Origin of the sequence: Citrobacter sp. CK180, from assembly GCF_030333655.1 — a bacterium.
GTDB classification, from domain to species: Bacteria; Pseudomonadota; Gammaproteobacteria; order Enterobacterales; family Enterobacteriaceae; genus Citrobacter_B; species Citrobacter_B koseri.
Map to the genome: position 1 here is coordinate 260,769 of NZ_JAOWFM010000054.1, position 19,419 is coordinate 280,187.

At 51.7% G+C, this 19,419-nt stretch carries 21 protein-coding genes; 11 read left to right on the plus strand and 10 right to left on the minus strand.

The genetic code is table 11. The features are described from left to right. Positions 1-115: 115 nt before the first annotated feature. The gene (locus OGV50_RS17985; RefSeq protein WP_080975402.1) at positions 116-616 is read right to left on the minus strand and encodes a DUF3828 domain-containing protein; all 501 of its coding nucleotides are present in this window, start codon (positions 614-616) and stop codon (positions 116-118) included. A gap of 178 nt (positions 617-794) precedes the next feature. Next, on the minus strand, positions 795-1,769 hold the full coding sequence (gene pspF / locus OGV50_RS17990) for a phage shock protein operon transcriptional activator (protein ID WP_012132264.1): 975 nt from the start codon (positions 1,767-1,769) through the stop codon (positions 795-797). 172 nt (positions 1,770-1,941) lie between these two features. Here pspF and pspA point away from each other — a divergent pair, with 172 nt between their 5' ends. From pspA to tyrR, 7 genes are all read left to right on the plus strand, one after another. Continuing rightward, the gene (gene pspA, locus OGV50_RS17995) at positions 1,942-2,610 is read left to right on the plus strand and encodes a phage shock protein PspA (protein WP_286488688.1); all 669 of its coding nucleotides are present in this window, start codon (positions 1,942-1,944) and stop codon (positions 2,608-2,610) included. A gap of 54 nt (positions 2,611-2,664) precedes the next feature. Then, positions 2,665-2,889 (plus strand): envelope stress response membrane protein PspB, encoded by a 225-nt coding sequence (pspB, locus tag OGV50_RS18000; RefSeq protein ID WP_012132266.1) that lies wholly within the window; start codon positions 2,665-2,667, stop codon positions 2,887-2,889. Further along, the gene (pspC, locus tag OGV50_RS18005) at positions 2,889-3,248 is read left to right on the plus strand and encodes an envelope stress response membrane protein PspC (protein ID WP_286488689.1); all 360 of its coding nucleotides are present in this window, start codon (positions 2,889-2,891) and stop codon (positions 3,246-3,248) included. Before pspB ends, pspC begins: the two co-directional genes overlap by 1 nt. Before the next feature lie 10 nt (positions 3,249-3,258). Beyond that, complete coding sequence (pspD, locus tag OGV50_RS18010; protein WP_012132268.1) at positions 3,259-3,480, plus strand: phage shock protein PspD; 222 nt, start codon at positions 3,259-3,261, stop codon at positions 3,478-3,480. A gap of 214 nt (positions 3,481-3,694) precedes the next feature. Further along, entirely contained in the window at positions 3,695-5,092 is a 1,398-nt protein-coding gene (locus tag OGV50_RS18015) for a YcjX family GTP-binding protein (RefSeq protein WP_286488690.1), read from the plus strand. Further along, positions 5,089-6,150, plus strand: a complete 1,062-nt coding sequence (locus OGV50_RS18020) for a YcjF family protein (RefSeq protein WP_012132270.1) — start codon at positions 5,089-5,091, stop codon at positions 6,148-6,150. Before OGV50_RS18015 ends, OGV50_RS18020 begins: the two co-directional genes overlap by 4 nt. A 148-nt stretch (positions 6,151-6,298) precedes the next feature. Further along, a complete protein-coding gene (tyrR, locus tag OGV50_RS18025; RefSeq protein WP_071258372.1) occupies positions 6,299-7,840 on the plus strand; it encodes a transcriptional regulator TyrR in 1,542 nt (513 codons plus the stop codon). Between the two features lie 58 nt (positions 7,841-7,898). Here the strand turns inward: tyrR and tpx are convergent, their stop codons facing one another. Further along, entirely contained in the window at positions 7,899-8,405 is a 507-nt protein-coding gene (gene tpx, locus OGV50_RS18030; protein ID WP_012132276.1) for a thiol peroxidase, read from the minus strand. A 135-nt stretch (positions 8,406-8,540) separates the two neighbouring features. Here tpx and ycjG point away from each other — a divergent pair, with 135 nt between their 5' ends. Further along, the gene (ycjG, locus tag OGV50_RS18035; protein ID WP_012132278.1) at positions 8,541-9,506 is read left to right on the plus strand and encodes an L-Ala-D/L-Glu epimerase; all 966 of its coding nucleotides are present in this window, start codon (positions 8,541-8,543) and stop codon (positions 9,504-9,506) included. Here the strand turns inward: ycjG and mpaA are convergent. Further along, positions 9,481-10,209, minus strand: coding sequence for a murein tripeptide amidase MpaA (gene mpaA, locus OGV50_RS18040; RefSeq protein ID WP_104868618.1), 729 nt, complete (start codon positions 10,207-10,209; stop codon positions 9,481-9,483). The genes ycjG and mpaA overlap by 26 nt on opposite strands. A 228-nt stretch (positions 10,210-10,437) precedes the next feature. Between mpaA and OGV50_RS18045 the strand changes: the two genes are divergently transcribed. Next, on the plus strand, positions 10,438-12,057 hold the full coding sequence (locus OGV50_RS18045; protein ID WP_200090644.1) for a peptide ABC transporter substrate-binding protein: 1,620 nt from the start codon (positions 10,438-10,440) through the stop codon (positions 12,055-12,057). A 42-nt stretch (positions 12,058-12,099) separates the two neighbouring features. On the opposite strand, the gene OGV50_RS18050 is transcribed toward OGV50_RS18045, so the two are convergent. After that, positions 12,100-13,131, minus strand: coding sequence for a mechanosensitive ion channel family protein (locus tag OGV50_RS18050; protein WP_200090643.1), 1,032 nt, complete (start codon positions 13,129-13,131; stop codon positions 12,100-12,102). Positions 13,132-13,367: 236 nt separating this feature from the next. Between OGV50_RS18050 and OGV50_RS18055 the strand changes: the two genes are divergently transcribed. Then, positions 13,368-13,628, plus strand: a complete 261-nt coding sequence (locus OGV50_RS18055) for a DUF2534 family protein (protein WP_012132282.1) — start codon at positions 13,368-13,370, stop codon at positions 13,626-13,628. Between the two features lie 56 nt (positions 13,629-13,684). Here the strand turns inward: OGV50_RS18055 and uspE are convergent, their stop codons facing one another. The 4 genes from uspE to ogt all read right to left on the minus strand — a co-directional run bounded on the left by uspE (position 13,685) and on the right by ogt (position 17,072). After that, the gene (gene uspE / locus OGV50_RS18060; protein WP_012132283.1) at positions 13,685-14,635 is read right to left on the minus strand and encodes a universal stress protein UspE; all 951 of its coding nucleotides are present in this window, start codon (positions 14,633-14,635) and stop codon (positions 13,685-13,687) included. 259 nt (positions 14,636-14,894) lie between these two features. Next, complete coding sequence (gene ydfZ / locus OGV50_RS18065; RefSeq protein WP_024130312.1) at positions 14,895-15,098, minus strand: putative selenium delivery protein YdfZ; 204 nt, start codon at positions 15,096-15,098, stop codon at positions 14,895-14,897. Positions 15,099-15,609: 511 nt separating this feature from the next. Beyond that, complete coding sequence (gene fnr, locus OGV50_RS18070) at positions 15,610-16,362, minus strand: fumarate/nitrate reduction transcriptional regulator Fnr (RefSeq protein ID WP_003020397.1); 753 nt, start codon at positions 16,360-16,362, stop codon at positions 15,610-15,612. Positions 16,363-16,556: 194 nt separating this feature from the next. Further along, entirely contained in the window at positions 16,557-17,072 is a 516-nt protein-coding gene (gene ogt, locus OGV50_RS18075) for a methylated-DNA--[protein]-cysteine S-methyltransferase (protein ID WP_012132287.1), read from the minus strand. Positions 17,073-17,593: 521 nt separating this feature from the next. On the opposite strand from ogt, the gene smrA reads away from it, so the two are divergent. Next, positions 17,594-18,157, plus strand: a complete 564-nt coding sequence (gene smrA, locus OGV50_RS18080; protein WP_012132289.1) for a DNA endonuclease SmrA — start codon at positions 17,594-17,596, stop codon at positions 18,155-18,157. Between the two features lie 40 nt (positions 18,158-18,197). On the opposite strand, the gene OGV50_RS18085 is transcribed toward smrA, so the two are convergent. After that, entirely contained in the window at positions 18,198-19,379 is a 1,182-nt protein-coding gene (locus OGV50_RS18085) for a GGDEF domain-containing protein (protein ID WP_286488708.1), read from the minus strand. Positions 19,380-19,419 lie beyond the last annotated feature (40 nt).

A 19,419-nucleotide genomic window follows, 5' to 3' on the forward strand; every position in this document is an offset into this window, starting at 1 on the left:
TGACTGCGGACAACTGGCGTAAATGTACACAATTGCAATGAAGGAATCGTCATACTGGTTGAATAAACACCAAAGGAAATGCCCGTTCAGTTAAGTTACGGGCTTTGATACATGATTACTTCAGGCTTACGTTTCGCAATATTTTCTGGCCTGCGACAGATTGTACTTTCCAGGTACCGTTTTCTTTCACCATGCAGTCTATTACGGTGTGTTTCTGTTCAGCGCCGAAAGAGACATAAACCTGTGTACATACGGGATCTAAGTCTGATGAGACGATCTCTATTTGCTGCCAGTCATCGTCAAAATCCTGGGCTTTGATGAACATATCAGAATCGGGTACATCTTCGGAGTCTGGGTCTGCTGTATTTGAGGTCTTTAACGCAGCAATGGTGTTTGCTGTAACGTAGGGCTGGAGTCCCTCATAATCAGCCAGTGGATTTTTCTCCTGTATTAACTGGGATATGTACCAGCGATTAAATGTTAAAGCTGTAGCTTCGGGTCCGCCGGGAGACAACGCCGCAAAAGCAGAAGAGCTGATTAACAAGCCAGCCAGGCTCGCACCCATCATAGCGTGTCTGCGTGCGTATTCTACGGCTGCGTGTTTATCCCAATTCATGGCATTTCCCTTGTATGCAAAATCGTTGGGCATAACATTACGCTGGAAATTCAATCACCTTTGTAATTATTTTTATTATGTTATTAACCAATATCGAAATTAATTATAAAGAAAACCTAATTAATTCACTTAACATATTACCCCCACAGAATGAGAACAACTGTCCCGGGCATGAGCGCTAAATCTGATGTTTTTTGAGCAATGCGCGCAACTGGTGGTAGGTCAGACCCAGCAATTCTGCTGCCCGTTTTTGATTAAATTTCGCCTGTTGCAGGCTGATTTGCAGAAAGTCTTTCTCCTGCTGTTGCTGAAATTCGCGTAAATCCAGCGGCAATGATGGCGCAGAAACGGGCGTTTCCGGCGGCGTCGGTTCGGGAATGTCACGCTTAAACGGGTCGATGATAATTTCATCTAACGGATAATCGCTGCTGCCATGCCGATAAACCGAACGCTCAACCACGTTTTTCAGCTCACGAATATTTCCCGGCCAGCGGTACTGAAGCAGGGTTTCTCTCGCCCGCGCGGTAAAACCCGGGAAGAGAGGCAGATGAATCTCACGGCACATCTGAATGGCAAAGTGTTCGGCCATTAACATGATGTCGCTTTGACGCTGGCGTAAAGGGGGAAGCTGCACGACGTCGAAAGCGAGCCGGTCCAGCAGATCGGCGCGAAATGTCCCTTCGCTCACCATTTGCGGCAAATCGGCATTTGTCGCGCAGACCAGACGCACATTAACCTGCAACGGCTGGCTGCCGCCGACGCGCTCCAGTTCGCCGTATTCGATCACCCGCAGCAGTTTTTCCTGAACCAGCATGGGAGCGGTCGCCAGCTCATCCAAAAAGAGCGTACCGCCATCGGCGCGTTCAAAGCGCCCGGGATGACGTTTTTGCGCGCCGGTAAATGCGCCTGCTTCATGACCAAATAACTCGGAGTCGAGCAGGTTTTCATTGAGCGCGGCGCAGTTAAGGGAGATGAACGGCCCTTGCCAGCGCGTTGAGAGAAAATGCAGCCGGTTGGCGATCAGCTCTTTCCCTGTTCCGCGTTCGCCAATGATAAGCACGGGTTTATCCAGCGGCGCCAGATGGGAAACCTGCTCCAGCACTTCAAGAAAGCTGTTGGCTTCGCCGAGAAGGTTATCTTTGTATTCTGCCATGATGAGATTCACCACTTGTTAGTGTTATTCACCACTTTAGCCTATTTCTCTCGTGAGGTAAAATCGTACATTGTTTTAATAATCAATATATTAAAAAGTTGGCACGCAGATTGTATTAACCCTGTAGCAGGGCATAGCCCGATATCAGAACATACCGTGTGAGGATTGAATTATGGGTATTTTTTCTCGTTTTGCCGACATCGTGAACGCCAACATTAATGCGCTGCTGGAAAAAGCGGAAGATCCGCAAAAGCTGGTGCGCCTGATGATTCAGGAAATGGAAGATACGCTGGTGGAAGTCCGTTCTAATTCCGCGCGCGCGCTGGCAGAAAAGAAACAGTTATCCCGTCGCATTGAGCAGGCCGCCGCGCAGCAGGCGGAGTGGCAGGAGAAAGCCGAGCTGGCGCTGCGTAAAGACAAAGAGGATCTGGCGCGCGCCGCGCTGATTGAGAAACAAAAACTGACGGATTTGATCGCCACCCTCGATCAGGAAGCGACACTGGTTGACGACACGCTGGTGCGGATGAAGAAAGAGATTGGCGAGCTGGAAAATAAACTCAGTGAAACCCGTTCCCGTCAGCAGGCATTGACGTTGCGCCACCAGGCGGCAAGCTCTTCCCGTGATGTTCGTCGTCAACTGGACAGCGGCAAACTGGATGAGGCTATGGCGCGTTTTGAATCGTTTGAACGCCGTATCGATCAGATGGAGGCGGAAGCGGAAAGCCAAAACTTTGGCAAGCAGAGAACCCTGGATCAGCAGTTTGCCGATCTGAAAGCAGATGATGAAATCAGCGAACAACTGGCGCAATTGAAAGCCAAAATGAAGCAAGATAACCAATAATAATACCTGGCGGCGCCCGAACGCGCCGCCGCTCATCACCTGTAAGGAGCACTCATGAGCGCGTTATTTCTGGCCATACCGTTAACCATTTTCGTGCTGTTCGTGTTACCGATTTGGTTATGGCTGCATTACAGCAACCGTTCCGGTCGGGGTGAACTGTCGCAAAGCGAACAGCAACGTTTAATGCAGCTAACCGACGAAGCGCAACGCATGCGCGAGCGTATTCAGGCGCTGGAAGCCATTCTTGACGCCGAACATCCGAACTGGAGGGATCGCTAATGGGAGGAATTAACCTGAACAAGAAATTATGGCGTATGCCGCAGCAGGGGATGGTGCGAGGGGTGTGTGCCGGTATCGCGCAGTACCTTGATGTACCGGTGAAACTGGTGCGTATCCTGGTGGTGTTGTCGATCTTCTTTGGTCTGGCATTTTTCACCCTGGTGGCTTACATCATTCTCTCTTTTGTACTGGACCCGATGCCGGACAGCATGGCAACGGGCGAGCAACAGTCTTCCAGCGGTGAACTGTTAGATGCGGTGGATCATGAACTGGCCGCAGGCGAAAAACGTTTACGCGAAATGGAGCGCTATGTGACCTCTGATACCTTCACGTTACGCAGCCGCTTCCGTCAATTGTAAGAGGGTAGAGATGAATACTCGCTGGCAACGCGCCGGGCAAAAGGTGAAGCCGGGCTTTAAACTTGCAGGGAAGCTGGTTCTCCTGACTGCGTTACGCTACGGTCCCGCAGGCGTAGCGGGGTGGGCGGTGAAATCCGTGGCCCGGCGCCCGCTGAAGATGTTGCTGGCGTTGGCGCTTGAGCCTTTACTGAGCCGGGCAGCGGCTAAATTATCCCGGCGCTATGGGCGATAAGAGGATGCGGGAAATATTTTCTTAAGGCCATGTGTACAGGATGGTGAAATCCTGATCATCAGTAAGAACGATAACAGGTGTACTTTTCTGCTTGTGGCGGCGTAAACGGCGTCGCCATAAATACCTCGGAGAGTTGATAATTAATAATCAGCCCCTATCTTTATTTCCTGCTCGTTATACTTTTTATGGACTCTTCAGGCACAACAGGATGGCGATGAAGCGACTCAAAAACGAACTTAACTCGCTGGTTAATCGCGGTGTAGACAGGCATTTACGTCTGGCCGTTACCGGACTTAGCCGCAGTGGAAAAACCGCGTTTATCACTGCGATGGTTAACCAACTGCTCAACATCCATGCCGGATCGCGACTGCCGCTGCTAAGCGCGGTGCGTGAGGAGCGTTTGCTGGGCGTGAAACGCGTTCCACAACGTGATTTTGGTATTCCACGTTTTACCTACGATGAAGGGCTGGCCCAGCTTTATGGCCAGCCGCCTGCCTGGCCGACGCCAACGCGCGGCGTGAGCGAAATCCGCCTCGCGTTACGCTATAAATCCAATGATTCTTTGCTGCGTCATTTTAAAGACACCTCGACGTTATACCTGGAGATTGTCGATTATCCCGGCGAATGGCTGCTCGACTTGCCGATGCTGGCGCAGGATTACCTGAGCTGGTCCCGGCAAATGACCGGCTTACTGCAAGGGCAGCGGGGCGAATGGTCGGCCAAATGGCGTCAGCTATGCCAAGGGCTGGACCCGCTGGCGCCTGCTGATGAAAACCGCCTGGCGGAGATCGCTGCGGCCTGGACGGCGTATCTGCACCAATGTAAACAGCAGGGGCTGCACTTTATTCAGCCTGGCCGCTTTGTGCTGCCGGGCGATATGGCGGGCGCGCCTGCGTTGCAGTTTTTCCCGTGGCCGGATGTGGATGCGCATGGCGAATCGATACTGGCGCAGGCGGATAAATACACCAACGCCGGAATGTTGCGTGAACGCTTTAATTACTACTGTGAAAAAGTGGTGAAAGGGTTCTATAAAAACCATTTCCTGCGGTTTGATCGCCAGATTGTACTGGTGGATTGCCTGCAACCGTTGAACAGCGGGCCGCAGGCGTTCAACGATATGCGTCTGGCGCTGACGCAATTGATGCAGAGTTTCCACTATGGTCAGCGAACGCTATTTCGCCGACTCTTTTCCCCGGTGATTGATAAACTGCTGTTTGCGGCGACCAAGGCAGACCATGTGACTGTCGATCAACATGCCAATATGGTCTCTTTGCTCCAGCAACTGATTCAGGATGCCTGGCAAAACGCGGCGTTTGAAGGCATCAGCATGGATTGTCTGGGACTGGCGTCCGTACAGGCGACGACCAGTGGATTGATCGACGTAAATGGTGAAAAGATCCCGGCTTTACGCGGTAACCGTTTAAGCGACGGAACACCGTTAACGGTGTATCCCGGCGAAGTGCCCGCACGCCTGCCGGGACAAGCGTTCTGGGACAGTCAGGGTTTCCAGTTTGAAGCGTTTCGCCCGCAGGTGATGGATGTGGATAAACCATTGCCGCACATTCGTCTGGATGCCGCGCTGGAATTTTTAATAGGAGACAAATTGCGATGAGCGAACCGTTAAAACCGCGTATCGACTTCGCAGGTCCACTGGAGGTGGAGCAAAACCAGACGCTTAAAACGCAACAGACCTTCAGCGAGACGCAGGCGCAGACCTTTGCCCCCGCGCAGGTGGATGAACCTCTGGAAGACGAGGGACAAGCGGAAGCGGTCATTGATGCCGCGCTGCGCCCGAAACGCAGTTTGTGGCGCAAGATGGTGATGGGGGGACTGGCGTTGTTTGGCGTCAGCGTTGTGGGCCAGGGCGTGCAATGGACCATGAACGCATGGCAAACCCAGGACTGGGTGGCGCTGGGCGGTTGTGCCGCCGGGGCGTTGATCATTGGCGCAGGCGTTGGCTCGGTCGCGACAGAATGGCGTCGGTTATGGCGATTACGCCAGCGGGCGCATGAACGGGATGAAGCGCGCGACCTGTTGCACAGCCACGGTACGGGAAAGGGCCGTGCGTTTTGCGAAAAGCTGGCGCAGCAGGCCGGTATCGATCAGTCTCACCCGGCGTTGCAGCGCTGGTATGCTTCGATTCACGAAACGCAAAATGATCGGGAAGTGGTCAGCTTATACGCTCAACTGGTGCAACCGGTGCTGGATGCCCAGGCGCGACGTGAAATCAGCCGTTCGGCCGCCGAATCCACGTTAATGATCGCCGTCAGCCCGCTGGCGTTGGTGGATATGGCATTTATCGCCTGGCGAAATTTGCGGCTGATCAATCGCATTGCGACGCTGTATGGCATTGAACTGGGGTATTACAGCCGTCTGCGCCTGTTTCGTCTGGTGTTGCTCAATATTGCGTTTGCGGGCGCCAGCGAGCTGGTGCGTGAAGTCGGGATGGACTGGATGTCGCAGGATCTGGCGGCGCGTTTGTCTGCCCGTGCGGCGCAGGGTATTGGCGCCGGGCTGTTAACCGCTCGTCTGGGCATTAAAGCGATGGAGCTGTGTCGTCCCTTACCGTGGATCGACGATGATAAGCCGCGTCTGGGGGATTTTCGTCGCCAGCTTATCGTTCAGGTCAAAGAGACCTTGCAGAAAAGCAAAACCCCGCGCGAAAATTGATCGCTGGAAGGGCGCTGACCGTATAACTTTACGGCCCGGCGCCCAATTTTCCGTCATGCTGTCAATAATTGTTGACAGAATCCTTCCTGCTAATCGAATACTGGCTTATCATCTATCTAATAGCTCATTGTTTTAGGTGAAAGTTCCCATGCGTCTGGAAGTCTTTTGTGAAGACCGTCTTGGTCTGACCCGCGAGTTACTCGATTTGCTGGTGCTTCGTAGCATTGATTTACGCGGTATTGAGATTGACCCCATCGGGCGAATTTACCTTAATTTTGCTGAACTGGAGTTCACCAACTTCAGCAGCCTGATGGCGGAGATCCGCCGCATTTCCGGCGTGACCGATGTCCGTACGGTGCCGTGGATGCCGTCTGAACGCGAGCATCTGGCGCTGAGCGCACTGCTCGAAGCGTTGCCGGAACCCGTCCTCTCTCTGGATATGAAAAGTAAAATAGAGATGGCGAACCCCGCGAGCTGTCAGCTTTTTGCACAAAATCAGGAGCGTATGCGCAATCACACTGCCGCGCAGTTGATCAACGGCTTCAACTTCCAGCGTTGGCTGGAGAGCAACCCGCAGGTCTCTCACAACGAGCATGTGGTGATCAATGGGCAGAACTTCCTGATGGAGATTACCCCGGTTCATTTGCAAGGGGAAAATGACGAGTACATGCTCACGGGCGCTGTCGTTATGTTACGTTCTACCATCCGAATGGGGCGTCAGTTGCAGAATTTGACGACCCAGGATTTGAGCGCGTTTAGCCAGATTATCGCCGTCAGCGCGAAAATGAAGCATGTCGTAGAGCAGGCTCGCAAGCTGGCTACGCTGAGCGCGCCACTGCTGATTACCGGCGATACCGGAACCGGTAAAGATCTCTTCGCCCATGCCTGTCACCTGGCAAGCCCGCGTGCGGCAAAACCGTATCTGGCATTGAACTGCGCCTCCATTCCTGAAGATGCAGTTGAAAGCGAACTGTTTGGTCATGCGCCGGAAGGTAAAAAAGGCTTCTTTGAACAGGCTAACGGGGGTTCGGTGCTGCTGGATGAGATTGGTGAGATGTCGCCACGCATGCAGACCAAATTGCTGCGTTTTCTTAACGACGGCACTTTCCGTCGCGTTGGCGAGGATCATGAGGTTCACGTTGATGTCCGGGTGATCTGCGCCACGCAGAAGAATCTGGTGGAACTGGTGCAAAAAGGGCTGTTCCGCGAGGATCTCTACTACCGTCTGAATGTGCTGACGCTCAATCTGCCGCCGCTGCGTGATTGCCCGCAGGATATCATGCCGCTCACTGAACTTTTCGTGGCGCGTTTTGCCGATGAGCAGGGTGTGCCGCGTCCAAAACTCTCTGCCGATCTCAGCACCGTATTAACCCGTTATGGCTGGCCGGGCAACGTGCGCCAGCTTAAAAACGCCATCTACCGGGCGCTGACGCAGCTTGAAGGGTACGAATTACGTCCGCAGGATATCTTGCTGCCGGATTACGACGCCACGACCGTTGCCGTTGGTGAAGATGCGATGGAAGGCTCGCTGGATGATATCACCAGTCGTTTTGAACGTTCCGTGTTGACGCAGCTTTATCGCAATTATCCGAGCACGCGTAAACTGGCGAAACGCCTGGGCGTCTCACATACCGCGATTGCCAATAAGTTACGTGAATACGGTTTGAATCAGAAGAAAAGCGAAGAGTAGAAACGACACAAGAATTAGAAGCCCGATGAGCGTTGCGCCATCGGGCTTTTTTACCGTCTTACGCTTTCAGCACGTCCAGCGCAGCAGCATAGTCAGGTTCGTTGGTGATTTCGTTCACCAGTTGGCTGAAAATGACGTTGTCGTTTTCATCAATGACCACCACGGCACGCGCTGCCAGACCTTTCAGCGGGCCTTCAGTGATTTCAACGCCGTAGTCTTTCAGGAAGTCAGGATTACGCAGAGTGGAAAGGGTAATGACGTTGCTCAGACCTTCCGCGCCGCAGAAACGAGACTGGGCGAACGGCAGATCCGCAGAAACGCACAGTACGACGGTGTTGTCGATTTCTGTCGCCAGTTGGTTAAACTTACGTACCGATGCCGCACAAACGCCGGTATCAATACTTGGGAAAATATTCAGCACCTTGCGCTTGCCTGCAAACTGAGCCAGTGTGACGTCAGACAGATCTTTTGCCACGAGGGTAAAAGCCTGTGCTTTGCTACCAGCTTGAGGAATGGTGTTGGCGACGGCGACTGGATTGCCCTGGAAATGAACGGTTTGTGACATGGTTATCTTCCTGTTTACATATAGTTAACGTCGTGGTTAGTTTATGCCATCAGCAGTTAACACGGCAAACGCTATTTGTGTTTAATCCACCGCCACGCATCTGCAACGTGAAAAACGGCGAGAAAAGGAGAACCAATGAGATCTGTTAAGGTGTATGAGGAGGCCTGGCCGCTGCACACGCCCTTTGTGATTGCCCGGGGAAGTCGTACCGAAGCGCATGTTGTGGTCGTGGAGCTGGAGGAAGAGGGCGTAAAAGGCGTAGGGGAATGTACGCCTTATCCACGTTATGGCGAAAGCGATGCCTCGGTGCTGGCGCAGATCATGAGTATCGCGCCGCAACTGGAACAGGGGCTGACCCGCGAAGCACTACAAAAATTGCTGCCTGCCGGCGCGGCCAGAAATGCGGTCGATTGCGCGCTGTGGGATCTGAGCGCTCGCCAGCAGCAGCAAACGCTGGCGGAGTTTGTGGCCGTTGAATTGCCCGCTACGCTGACAACAGCACAGACTGTCGTGATCGGTACGCCTGAACAGATGGCGGCCAGCGCGGCGGCACTGTGGGAAAAAGGGGCGAAACTGCTCAAAATTAAGCTGGACGATCGCCTGATCAGCGAACGAATGGTCGCGATTCGCTCAGTCGTGCCTGATGCGACGCTAATCGTGGATGCAAACGAGTCCTGGCGTACAGAGGGGCTGGCGGCGCGATGCCAGCTGCTGGCGGATTTAGGCGTCGCGATGCTGGAACAACCGTTACCTGCGCAGGATGACGCCGCGCTGGAAAATTTTGTTCATCCGCTCCCTATCTGCGCGGATGAAAGTTGCCATACCCGCAGTAGCCTGAAGGCGTTACAAGGGCGCTACGATATGGTCAATATCAAACTGGATAAAACCGGTGGTCTGACGGAAGCGCTGGCGCTGGCCGCCGAAGCCAGAGAACAGGGTTTTGGGCTGATGCTGGGATGCATGCTGTGTACCTCCAGGGCCATTAGCGCAGCGTTGCCGCTGGCCCCACAGGTGCGTTTTGCTGACCTCGATGGCCCCACCTGGCTGGCGGTGGATGTCGAGCCCGCTTTACGGTTTACGACCGGGCAACTTCATCTTTAGGGTGCCAGCGCAGCAGAGTAGACATCGCCATCAGATACTTTTCGCTGGCTTCATCGGACGAGATCGGCGGGAACTCTGCGGTAATACAGTGCAGATTGAGGTCGGCGCACCAGCTTCCAAACGAACCGGGCGTTTCGTAACCTACGCTGGAGACCAGCGGCAGCGCAAATGCCCGGGCCAGCCATTCGCCTAACTCGCTATGTCTGGGATCTTCAATACAGGCGAGAGGATCGTGAAAGGAGACCACCCAGGCAGGATGCACCCGGTGTATCAGTTGACACAGCGCCTGGGTTTCGGGTTCAGATCCCGGATGTTCGCCGGTAAGCAGCACCACATCGCGCTCCTCGGCGCTGCTGTTCCAGCGATAAACCGTCTCACCCGCTTTCCAGTTCGCCGCCGGAAAATTACGGTTCAAATCGACGCCATTGGCATTGGCGCGCAGACCAAGCTGGCAACCGTCCGGGTTCACCGCCAGCACCACATGATGACGGCGGAGTGAAGGATTCAGCGTACGCAGCGCACACGAGAGCGTCACCACTGACGCGTTCTCATCGCCGTGCGTTCCGGCCAGAATCAGGCCGCTTTCGCGATCGGCAGCCGGGGCCGGAAACCAGATCAACGGCGCTCCCAGCAATGAACGCCCATAATGTTCGGTTCCTGGCGGAAATGCGCCGCGCTCGGCACGAGGACGGGTAACGGTCATAAGTGTCTCTGAATGCTGTTGTTATTACTCGCAGTGTTGTGCAAATTGTCCAGATAATCAAATCGTTTTCACGCGTTGCGCGCGCTATGCAATATCCTCTATCTGGCTTCCTGGAAGCGGATGCGTATATCGGGTTAATATCAACTTTCTGTAGGAAGACGTTTGCATTTCCTTCATGCGAAACAAATAATTACGCAGTCATCTAACTTCATCATTTAAGGGCATCTTATGAAGCACTCTGTTTCAGTTACCTGTTGTGCGCTGTTGATTAGCAGCGTCTCCCTGACACACGCTGCGGATGTTCCCGGCGGAACGGTACTGGCAGAGAAGCAAGAACTGGTCCGCCATATTAAAGATGAACCGGCGTCGTTAGATCCGGCAAAAGCGGTTGGGCTGCCGGAGATTCAGGTCATTCGCGATTTGTTTGAAGGTCTGGTGAATCAGAATGAGAAAGGGGAAATCATTCCCGGCGTCGCTACGCGCTGGAAGACCAATGATAACCGGATCTGGACGTTTACCCTGCGCAATAACGCAAAGTGGTCGGACGGCACTCCGGTGACCGCGCAGGATTTTGTCTACAGCTGGCAACGTCTGGTTGATCCGAAAACCCTGTCACCGTTTGCCTGGTTTGCCGCCCTTGCTGGCATTAATAACGCCCAGGCGATTATTGATGGTAAAGCGTCGCCGGATACGCTTGGGGTTAGCGCCGTGGACGCCCGCACGCTAAAAATACAGCTGGATAAACCGCTGCCGTGGTTTGTTAACCTGACTGCCAACTTTGCTTTTTACCCGGTACAGAAAGCCAATGTAGAAAGCGGTAAAGACTGGACGAAGCCCGGAAACCTGATCGGCAATGGCGCCTATGTGTTGAATGATCGCGTGGTCAACGAAAAACTGGTGGTGGTACCCAATACCCACTACTGGGACAATGCGAAGACGGTGCTGCAAAAAGTGACTTTCCTGCCGATTAATCAGGAGTCGTCAGCGACTAAACGTTATCTGGCTGGCGATATTGATATCACCGAATCTTTCCCGAAAAATCTGTATCAGAAGTTGCTGAAGGATATACCGGGGCAGGTTTACACACCGCCGCAGTTGGGCACCTATTATTATGCGTTTAACACCCAAAAAGGCCCGACGGCGGATTCCCGCGTTCGTCTGGCGCTGAGCATGACGATTGATCGCCGCATCATGGCGGAAAAAGTGTTAGGAACCGGGGAGAAACCGGCCTGGCGTTTCACCCCGGACGTGACGGCAGGCTTCACTCCCGATCCTTCGCCATTTGAACAAATGAGCCAGGAAGAACTCAATGCTCAGGCAAAAACGTTATTGCTTGCGGCTGGCTATGGCCCGCAGAAACCGCTCAAATTGACGCTGTTATATAACACATCTGAAAATCATCAGAAAATCGCGATTGCGGTCGCCTCGATGTGGAAAAAGAATCTGGGCGTAGAGGTGAAGCTGCAAAACCAGGAATGGAAAACCTATATCGACAGCCGCAACACCGGTAATTTTGATGTTATCCGCGCCTCCTGGGTGGGGGACTACAATGAACCGTCTACTTTCCTGTCATTGTTAACCTCGACCCATACGGGCAATATCTCGCGCTTCAATAACCCGGCCTACGATAAAATCATGACGCAGGCGACAGTAGAAAATACGACGAAGGCGCGCAATGCGGACTATAACGCGGCAGAGAAAATCCTGATGGAACAGGCGCCGATTGCGCCGATTTACCAGTATACCAACGGACGTTTGATCAAACCGTGGCTGAAAGGTTATCCCATTAATAACCCGGAAGACGTGGCGTATAGCCGGACAATGTATATTGTGAAGCACGACAAATAATATGCGGCAGTGAGCGAAAAGACGCGGAATACCGCGTCTTTTTTAATTTGCGGATTGCGGTGACGCGGCGTTATCCAGATAAAGCGTCTGGCTTGGAAACGCAAAATCTGCGCCGTTCGCCTGAACAATGTCGATAATCTTCAGATAAACATCCTGCTGAACCGCAAGCCAGGCTTCCCATTCGGTGGTTTTGCTAAAGCAATAGACCATGATATTCAGCGATGATTCGCCGAATTCATTGAAATAGACCAGCAGCGTCTGGCGCTGATCGATATCAGGGTGGTTTTGCAGCATCGTTCTGACCGCATCAACAATAACGCCTGTTTTACTGGCATCCTGATAACGTAACCCGATCACCGTTTTAATGCGTCGGTTGGTCATCCTGCCGGGATTCTCCACGCTAATGGCGGAGAAAATCGAATTCGGCACATATAAAGGGCGGTGGTCGAAGGTGTTAATTTTGGTCATTCGCCAGCCGATTTCAGTCACGGTGCCTTCAATATTTCTGTCCGGGGAACGGACCCAGTCGCCAATGCTAAAGGGGCGATCAAAATAGAGCATAATCCCTGAGAAAAAGTTGCTCAGAATGTCCTTACCCGCCATCCCAACAGCGATGCCGCCAATGCCGCCAAAAGTCAGCAACCCGGACAGACTCATGCCAAAGTGTTCTCCATAGAGTAAAACGATGGCGATAATAATAGTGATCTTAATAATGCGAGACAGGATCTTCGCACTGGTGACGTCTCTGCCTTTACCGATCTGTGATTTTTCAAAGCGGTTGATGAGTAAAAACAGTTTTATTGTCAGAATCAGCGCAATCAGAGATGTGCAGATAAAATCGACGGCATTTGGAGAGATGAATTTCAGATCGTAGTTTTCAATAACATTATTGGCGATACTGCCCAGCGTGCCGATGATAAGGGCATAAACGAAGAACTGTACGGCATGAAATATAAATCCTTTTCTTCTTTTCTCGCCACGACGAAACACAATACTCATCAGAAGTAAGGCGGCGCCACTGCCAAAAATTATTGCCAGATTAAACGCGTTTTTGAAAAAAAATTCTGCAATCATTTTGGTCTGTCACTACCCCGTATGGTTGATATAACGCTAAAAGATTCTGAGGTGCAGATATTTTATCCGCTTCGAATGCGCTGGTCATTGATCAAAAAGAATAAGACGTAGCGCATTTTCAGACAGGGACGCGCGATGTGAATATTATGTCACGACTTGTGTGGCAGACAACGAGGGATTGTCATGGTATTGTTACGCGCAAGTAACAGAGCTTTCATCTGCAAAAGGACGATACCATGATCATGACAAAGCTGAAGACAGCAAAGGGGAAGAAATTTCTGTTGGGCCTGCTGGCGGTGTTTATTATTGCGGCATCAGTGGTTACGCGGGCGACTATCGGCGGCGTGATCGAACAGTATGATATTCCGTTGTCCGAGTGGACAACCTCGATGTATTTCATCCAGTCATCAATGATTTGCGTCTACAGTCTGGTTTTCACCATTCTGCTGGCCATTCCGCTGGGGATCTATTTCCTCGGTGGTGAGGACAAACAGTAACGTGAGTGAGCGGCTTCGCCGGGTAGGCATAAGCGCTACCCGGCACGAAAATAGGCTTAATCGTCTTCTTCGTCGTCCAGTTCGACCGGTGTCTGATACTGATCGGGTTTAATGACAAGCAGATCGCAGCGCAAATGGTCGATAACCTGTTCCGCCGTATTGCCCAGGAAGGCCGCAGATATCCCGGTACGACCAACCGTACCCAGTACAACGATACCCGCCTGTAGGTGCTCGGCTAAATCCGGGATAACCTCTTCAGGCAACCCTTTTTCAACATGCGTCACTTTCTCATCAATGCTGAATTTCTGACGTAGCGCCTTCATCGCCAGCAAATGCTGACCGCGAATCGCGTCGTTGTAAACGCTCGGATCAAATTCAGGCAGTTCGATTGCGATATTGATGGGTGTCACGGGGTAGGCGCCAACCAGATGGACTTCGGTGTGGTTCACCTGTTCTGCGAGTTGCAGCGTTTCTTTGACCAGCTTTTCATTCAGCGCATTGTGATAAGGTTCTTCGCTTGCCAGGTTCACGGCCACCAGCGCTTTACCGCCTTCAGGCCACGGTTGGTCCTTGACCATCCATACCGGGCTTGGGCATTTACGCAACAAATGCCAGTCAGTCGGCGTAAAGATTACCGCTTCCAGGCGGTCATGCTGGTGCGCCATTTTGAGCACCAGATCGTGATCGTCGCTGATCACTTCCTGGATAATGGCTTCAAAGGGACGGTTGTGCCAGACCACTTTTATCTCAACGGGAACACCTGCTTCGATGTAGTATTTCGCTTGTTCGCGTATCCAGGCTGTTCGCTGGCTGATGACGCCCTGACGCATCGCGGTACGCTCATCAGGCGAGAGCAGGGTAGTCATTTCATAAGAAAAATCATAGATCGGCAAAAAGGCTTTAATTTTGCCACCAATCCGTTGATGCAAATAAACAGCGCGTCGTAATGCGGGTTGATCGTCCTGGTTTGGGTCGATGACCACCAGCATATTTTGATACATAGCCATACAGGGTCTCCTTACAACTGTCACCGCAGTTTGTAATTAAAAGAGTAACCCATATATGTTGAATGAAACAGGGGGGAACCTTCTGCCAGATCAATAAATCAGGAAAATTTGCTGTTCTATAGGGCAGTGTATTGAATGTAAACAATTTCTATCAGTAAAATCAGACTTCCGGGGCATACCTGGGGTAAATAGCGGCTTAGTAGAGTCTGTAATTAAATCTGTTTGATTCATGAATGCCGCCATAGCGGCATTCTTATCGTTAGTGGGAACCAAGACGGATCAGTTCAACGGGTTCGAACTGGCCTTCACAGCCTTCCACTTCGACGGTTTTGTTGCGGCGTAACTGGGCTGGAGTTAACCCGTTAGAATGTATGGCAACGATTTTACCCGTTCTGCCCGTCCCATTAATCATAACCCGACTGCCATTAGTAATAGGATTATGGTTACGATCATAAGTGATCATGGTTATTTCTCCTCTTAATATCTGGGTATCAAAAAATTCGCTTAACAATCCGGGCCGCAGTCCAGAAGCGAACGTAATATAAATACACCTTTGCCATAATCTTTTTTTGTTTTTGATCAAGGTCACACTTTTTCTATACCCACCAAACCGCAGTTTTCGGGGGGAGTTAAATCAATAATCATTGTAAATGACAAGGTGTTAGGGTTGCCGCAGTTGCGTCGTATGCAAGAACGCAACTGCGGCCAGCTGGCGATCGTTCGATAGTGCGAATGAATATAGAACGGTTGCCAGCCGCTGCGGATTGTACTTTTCCGGCATGATGAATCAATGTGGTTAATCCGAAAATGGCCTGGCAGGGCGTAAACCATGCCAGTGGTGTCCAACTGGAGTGATGGCTACGTGTTTGAGATTTCTTTGGCTTATTGACGTGGTGTGATTCCCTCTGTCAAACCAATAAATCAGGAAAATTTAATGATTTAACAGAAGGATAACTGACTTACTTGCGGAAAGATTAAGCAACGTTGCGAGTATGACCAGCAAGCACTGCGAGCGCATCGCTGTTTTCGATGGTGATGTATTTACCTTTCACCGCCAGCATACCGCTTTTCTGGAAACGACCCAGCAGACGGCTGATCGTTTCGACCGTTAAGCCAAGGTAGTTACCGATATCGCCACGGGTCATCGTCAGGCGGAATTCACGCGGAGAGAAACCGCGCTGGGCAAAACGACGGGACAGATTGTAGATAAAGGCTGCCAGACGTTCTTCCGCATTTTTCTTCGACAGCAACAGGATCATATCCTGATCGCCTTTGATCTCGCCGCTCATCAGACGCATCATCTGTTGACGTAGGTTAGGCATCTTACCGGAGAGATCGTCCAGAGTCTCAAACGGGATTTCACATACCATTGAGGTTTCCAGCGCCTGGGCAAAGCTCGGGTGGTGCCCGCTGCCAATCGCGTCAAAGCCGACCAGGTCGCCCGCTAAATGAAAACCAGTGATTTGCTCGTCGCCCTGCTCGGTAATGGTGTAGCTTTTAATCGTACCGGAGCGGATAGCATAGAGCGATTTCAGTTCATCACCTGCTTTAAACAGCGTTTGCCCTTTCTGAATAGGCTTTTTACGCTCGATGATATTATCAAGCTGATCAAGCTCATGTTCGTTAAGTGTGAACGGGATGCAAAGCTGGCTGATACTGCAATCCTGGCAATGGATAGCACAACCGCCAGACTGAATGCGCCGTATAATTCGCTTTTCCGGGATCATAGGTCTGCTCAAGCCGTAATTGATATTTGTCAATTTTAACATCTTTTTGGTGAGCACGTAAGCCTGAGCTACTCCCAATAGAGGATAATTCAGGCATAAGCAGGAGAAATATTTATATCCCTTTGAAAATCCATGCTTTATAAGTGGTTACTTTACATCAAAGTGTGACGGGTAAGGCACAAAATGCCTGGTTTCTACAACAGCAGATACCCTTCATGGCGTAATAACCACTCTTTTCTCTGTACGCCGCCAGCATATCCCGTCATTGTCCCGTTGCGTCCGATTACGCGATGGCAGGGTACAACGATACTGACCGGGTTAGATCCGTTAGCGGCGCCTACGGCGCGAGCGGCTCCCGGACGGCCTAATTTTTCGGCAAGTTGACCATAATGCATAACCTGACCGCAGGGGATGGTGCGCAGCGCCTGCCATACTTCCCGCTGAAAAGGCGTTCCCCCGGTGGCGGTCTCCAGCGTATCAATGATGCTGAGATTTCCCTCAAAATACGCGGTGAGCTTATCGCTCAGGCCACCCGGATTTTTGGCGGCGATGCGCTCGTATCCCTCTGAACGATAATGTATGTCCAGTAGCTGTTCCATACGGTCGCTGTGTTGCTCCCATTCGACGGCGCGCAGGCGGAATTGCTCATCGCAAATCACCCATAACGGCCCCAGCGGAGTCGCGATATTGTCTTCAAGTAATCTCAGCATCCGTTATCTCTCATTGCAGGCGGGATAATTCCCGGACTCATCAGCAGCTCAACAAGATACCATGCGACCAATATCCGCAACCATACCCCTAAAAAGATAAGCGGACATAATACGTTTAGCGTCATTGTTTGTTGAAAAAGCGAACAAATAAAGATGCTGAAAAAATGAAGCACGGCAGGAGAATAAAAAACAGGGACTGTCGACATCCGCCAGCCCCTAAAATCTACACAGCAGTGCTTCCTTAACCTTTTCCCGACCTGGTTTTCCCTCAGCGGGTAATAAAGTTATAACGGCTATAAAAGAGATATTCCACTTTCAGGGCATAATTGATTTTACAAAAGCCCCGCTGAAATTGTCGGTTAACGCAGGATAAAACGTGGCTTTACCGGGGATGAAATAGTGAGATGCGCATAGCCAGATAATTGAGCCAGTGTCGTTTATTGGAAATAACTGTAAACCGTTGTCGGTATAATAGCGCGCGGTTATGATAGTGCCTGTCTTAACGCGCTGGAGGAGGAATCATGAACCTTGACGACAAAACGCTGTTTCTTGACGCCATGGAGGATGTCCAACCGTTGAAACGTTGCGCTGATGTACACTGGCAGCCCACACGCAATTCACGGGCGCCGCAGCGTATCGATACGCTCCAGCTCGATAATTTTCTTACCACCGGGTTTCTGGATATTCTTCCTTTGGGCGAACCGCTGGAATTTCGCCGGGAAGGGTTGCAGCAGGGCGTGCTCGACAAACTGCGTTCGGGAAAATACAGCCAGCAGGCGAGTCTCAATTTGCTTCGTCAGCCGGTTGAGGAATGTCGCAAGATGCTGTTTAGTTTCATCTGCCAGGCGCGTCAGGATGGTTTACGCAACGTGCTGATCATTCATGGCAAAGGGCGGGAAGATAACGCGCATGCCAATATTGTGCGCAGCTATGTGGCGCGTTGGCTGACGGAATTTGACGACGTTCAGGCTTACTGTACGGCGCTGCCTCATCATGGCGGCAGTGGAGCGTGTTATGTTGCGTTGCGTAAAACGGCGCAGGCAAAGCAGGAAAACTGGGAGCGTCACGCGAAACGCAGCCGTTAAGGGCGTTCACAGGCTACTTACGAGCAGCCTGTGACGTTTATTACGCCGCCAGCACCCGATTTCTGCCGTCGTTTTTGGCTTTGTACAGGGCATCGTCCACCCGCTTAAATAATTCATCAATACTTTCATTCGATTCGTGCCGTGCGACGCCGATGCTGACGGTAAAACGGGGCAGGCCAGGAATACAGACTTTCGCTACGGCGGCGCGTATTGATTCTGCAAGATTAAGCGCAACCTCCAGCGAGGTTCGCGGCAGCAGCAAGACAAATTCTTCGCCGCCCCAGCGAAAGACCAGGTCGCCTTTACGTGCGCGAGCTTCCAGCGTTCGCGCCAGAGCGCACAGCACTTCATCGCCTTTCAAATGACCGTACAAATCGTTAATGCTTTTGAAGCGATCGGTATCGATGAGCAGCAGACTGTAATCCATTGTCATCGACAGATGGGGCGTATGGTTTTGCTCAGTAAGAAGATAAAATTGCCTGCGGTTCAGTAAGCCGGTCAGCGCATCATGCAGCGCAGCGCGTTCCAGTTCCTGCTCCAGCCGTTTTTGCTCGGTAATGTCATGAATGATGCATAACATGAGTTTATCGCCGTAAATCTCAAGGGGACCCGCATAGGTTTGTACGTGCCGGGTGGTGCCGTCAGAGAGTTTGTGGACGAAGTTTAAGGGCTTATGACCGCCGGGCAGACGGGCAATCTCATGCATAACGGGTAAGATCTGGCGGCCTAATACGTTGATTTCCCATGTATGTTTCTGGCACATCGCTTCATGGCTGTAGCCATAGAAATTGAGTGCGGCCAGATTGGCATCGACGATCAGACCGTCCCGCGAAGGGTCTATCAACAGCATCGGCGCGGAGTTCGTCAGGAAAAAACGGGCGTAAAACCCTTGTTTTTTACGCTGATAGTTTGCCGAACGACTGGCCTTGAGACCTTGCGCCGTAGGTGTCTCTATGCCTTCAAAAATAATAACGTCTCCCTGCGTCGACAGGGTTTTAACCGAGAGGCGGCAGGTTAAGGCGATTTCTTTACCATCACGACAGACCGTCAGAATTTCAACAATATCGTGATGGTGGTGTAAATCAGCAACGTACATGCGCAGTTCATTTTGCGCATAAGTTGAAAATATCCCCTTTCTGAGACGGCTGAAAGTCTGTTCCTGTGTCAGTTCGCGTGCGGCGGTATTAGGGAAGGTGCGAATAAGCAGGTCATTTCTTCCCAAGCTGACTCGCTGATTAAAATTTCGCGGATCTGGGCCGATT

Coding starts and splice junctions, on each gene's coding strand:
- OGV50_RS17985 (WP_080975402.1), bottom strand. CDS start 616: ATGAATTGGGATAAACACGCAGCCGTAGAATACGCACGCAGACACGCT.
- pspF (WP_012132264.1), bottom strand. CDS start 1,769: ATGGCAGAATACAAAGATAACCTTCTCGGCGAAGCCAACAGCTTTCTT.
- pspA (WP_286488688.1), top strand. CDS start 1,942: ATGGGTATTTTTTCTCGTTTTGCCGACATCGTGAACGCCAACATTAAT.
- pspB (WP_012132266.1), top strand. CDS start 2,665: ATGAGCGCGTTATTTCTGGCCATACCGTTAACCATTTTCGTGCTGTTC.
- pspC (WP_286488689.1), top strand. CDS start 2,889: ATGGGAGGAATTAACCTGAACAAGAAATTATGGCGTATGCCGCAGCAG.
- pspD (WP_012132268.1), top strand. CDS start 3,259: ATGAATACTCGCTGGCAACGCGCCGGGCAAAAGGTGAAGCCGGGCTTT.
- OGV50_RS18015 (WP_286488690.1), top strand. CDS start 3,695: ATGAAGCGACTCAAAAACGAACTTAACTCGCTGGTTAATCGCGGTGTA.
- OGV50_RS18020 (WP_012132270.1), top strand. CDS start 5,089: ATGAGCGAACCGTTAAAACCGCGTATCGACTTCGCAGGTCCACTGGAG.
- tyrR (WP_071258372.1), top strand. CDS start 6,299: ATGCGTCTGGAAGTCTTTTGTGAAGACCGTCTTGGTCTGACCCGCGAG.
- tpx (WP_012132276.1), bottom strand. CDS start 8,405: ATGTCACAAACCGTTCATTTCCAGGGCAATCCAGTCGCCGTCGCCAAC.
- ycjG (WP_012132278.1), top strand. CDS start 8,541: ATGAGATCTGTTAAGGTGTATGAGGAGGCCTGGCCGCTGCACACGCCC.
- mpaA (WP_104868618.1), bottom strand. CDS start 10,209: ATGACCGTTACCCGTCCTCGTGCCGAGCGCGGCGCATTTCCGCCAGGA.
- OGV50_RS18045 (WP_200090644.1), top strand. CDS start 10,438: ATGAAGCACTCTGTTTCAGTTACCTGTTGTGCGCTGTTGATTAGCAGC.
- OGV50_RS18050 (WP_200090643.1), bottom strand. CDS start 13,131: ATGATTGCAGAATTTTTTTTCAAAAACGCGTTTAATCTGGCAATAATT.
- OGV50_RS18055 (WP_012132282.1), top strand. CDS start 13,368: ATGATCATGACAAAGCTGAAGACAGCAAAGGGGAAGAAATTTCTGTTG.
- uspE (WP_012132283.1), bottom strand. CDS start 14,635: ATGGCTATGTATCAAAATATGCTGGTGGTCATCGACCCAAACCAGGAC.
- ydfZ (WP_024130312.1), bottom strand. CDS start 15,098: ATGATCACTTATGATCGTAACCATAATCCTATTACTAATGGCAGTCGG.
- fnr (WP_003020397.1), bottom strand. CDS start 16,362: ATGATCCCGGAAAAGCGAATTATACGGCGCATTCAGTCTGGCGGTTGT.
- ogt (WP_012132287.1), bottom strand. CDS start 17,072: ATGCTGAGATTACTTGAAGACAATATCGCGACTCCGCTGGGGCCGTTA.
- smrA (WP_012132289.1), top strand. CDS start 17,594: ATGAACCTTGACGACAAAACGCTGTTTCTTGACGCCATGGAGGATGTC.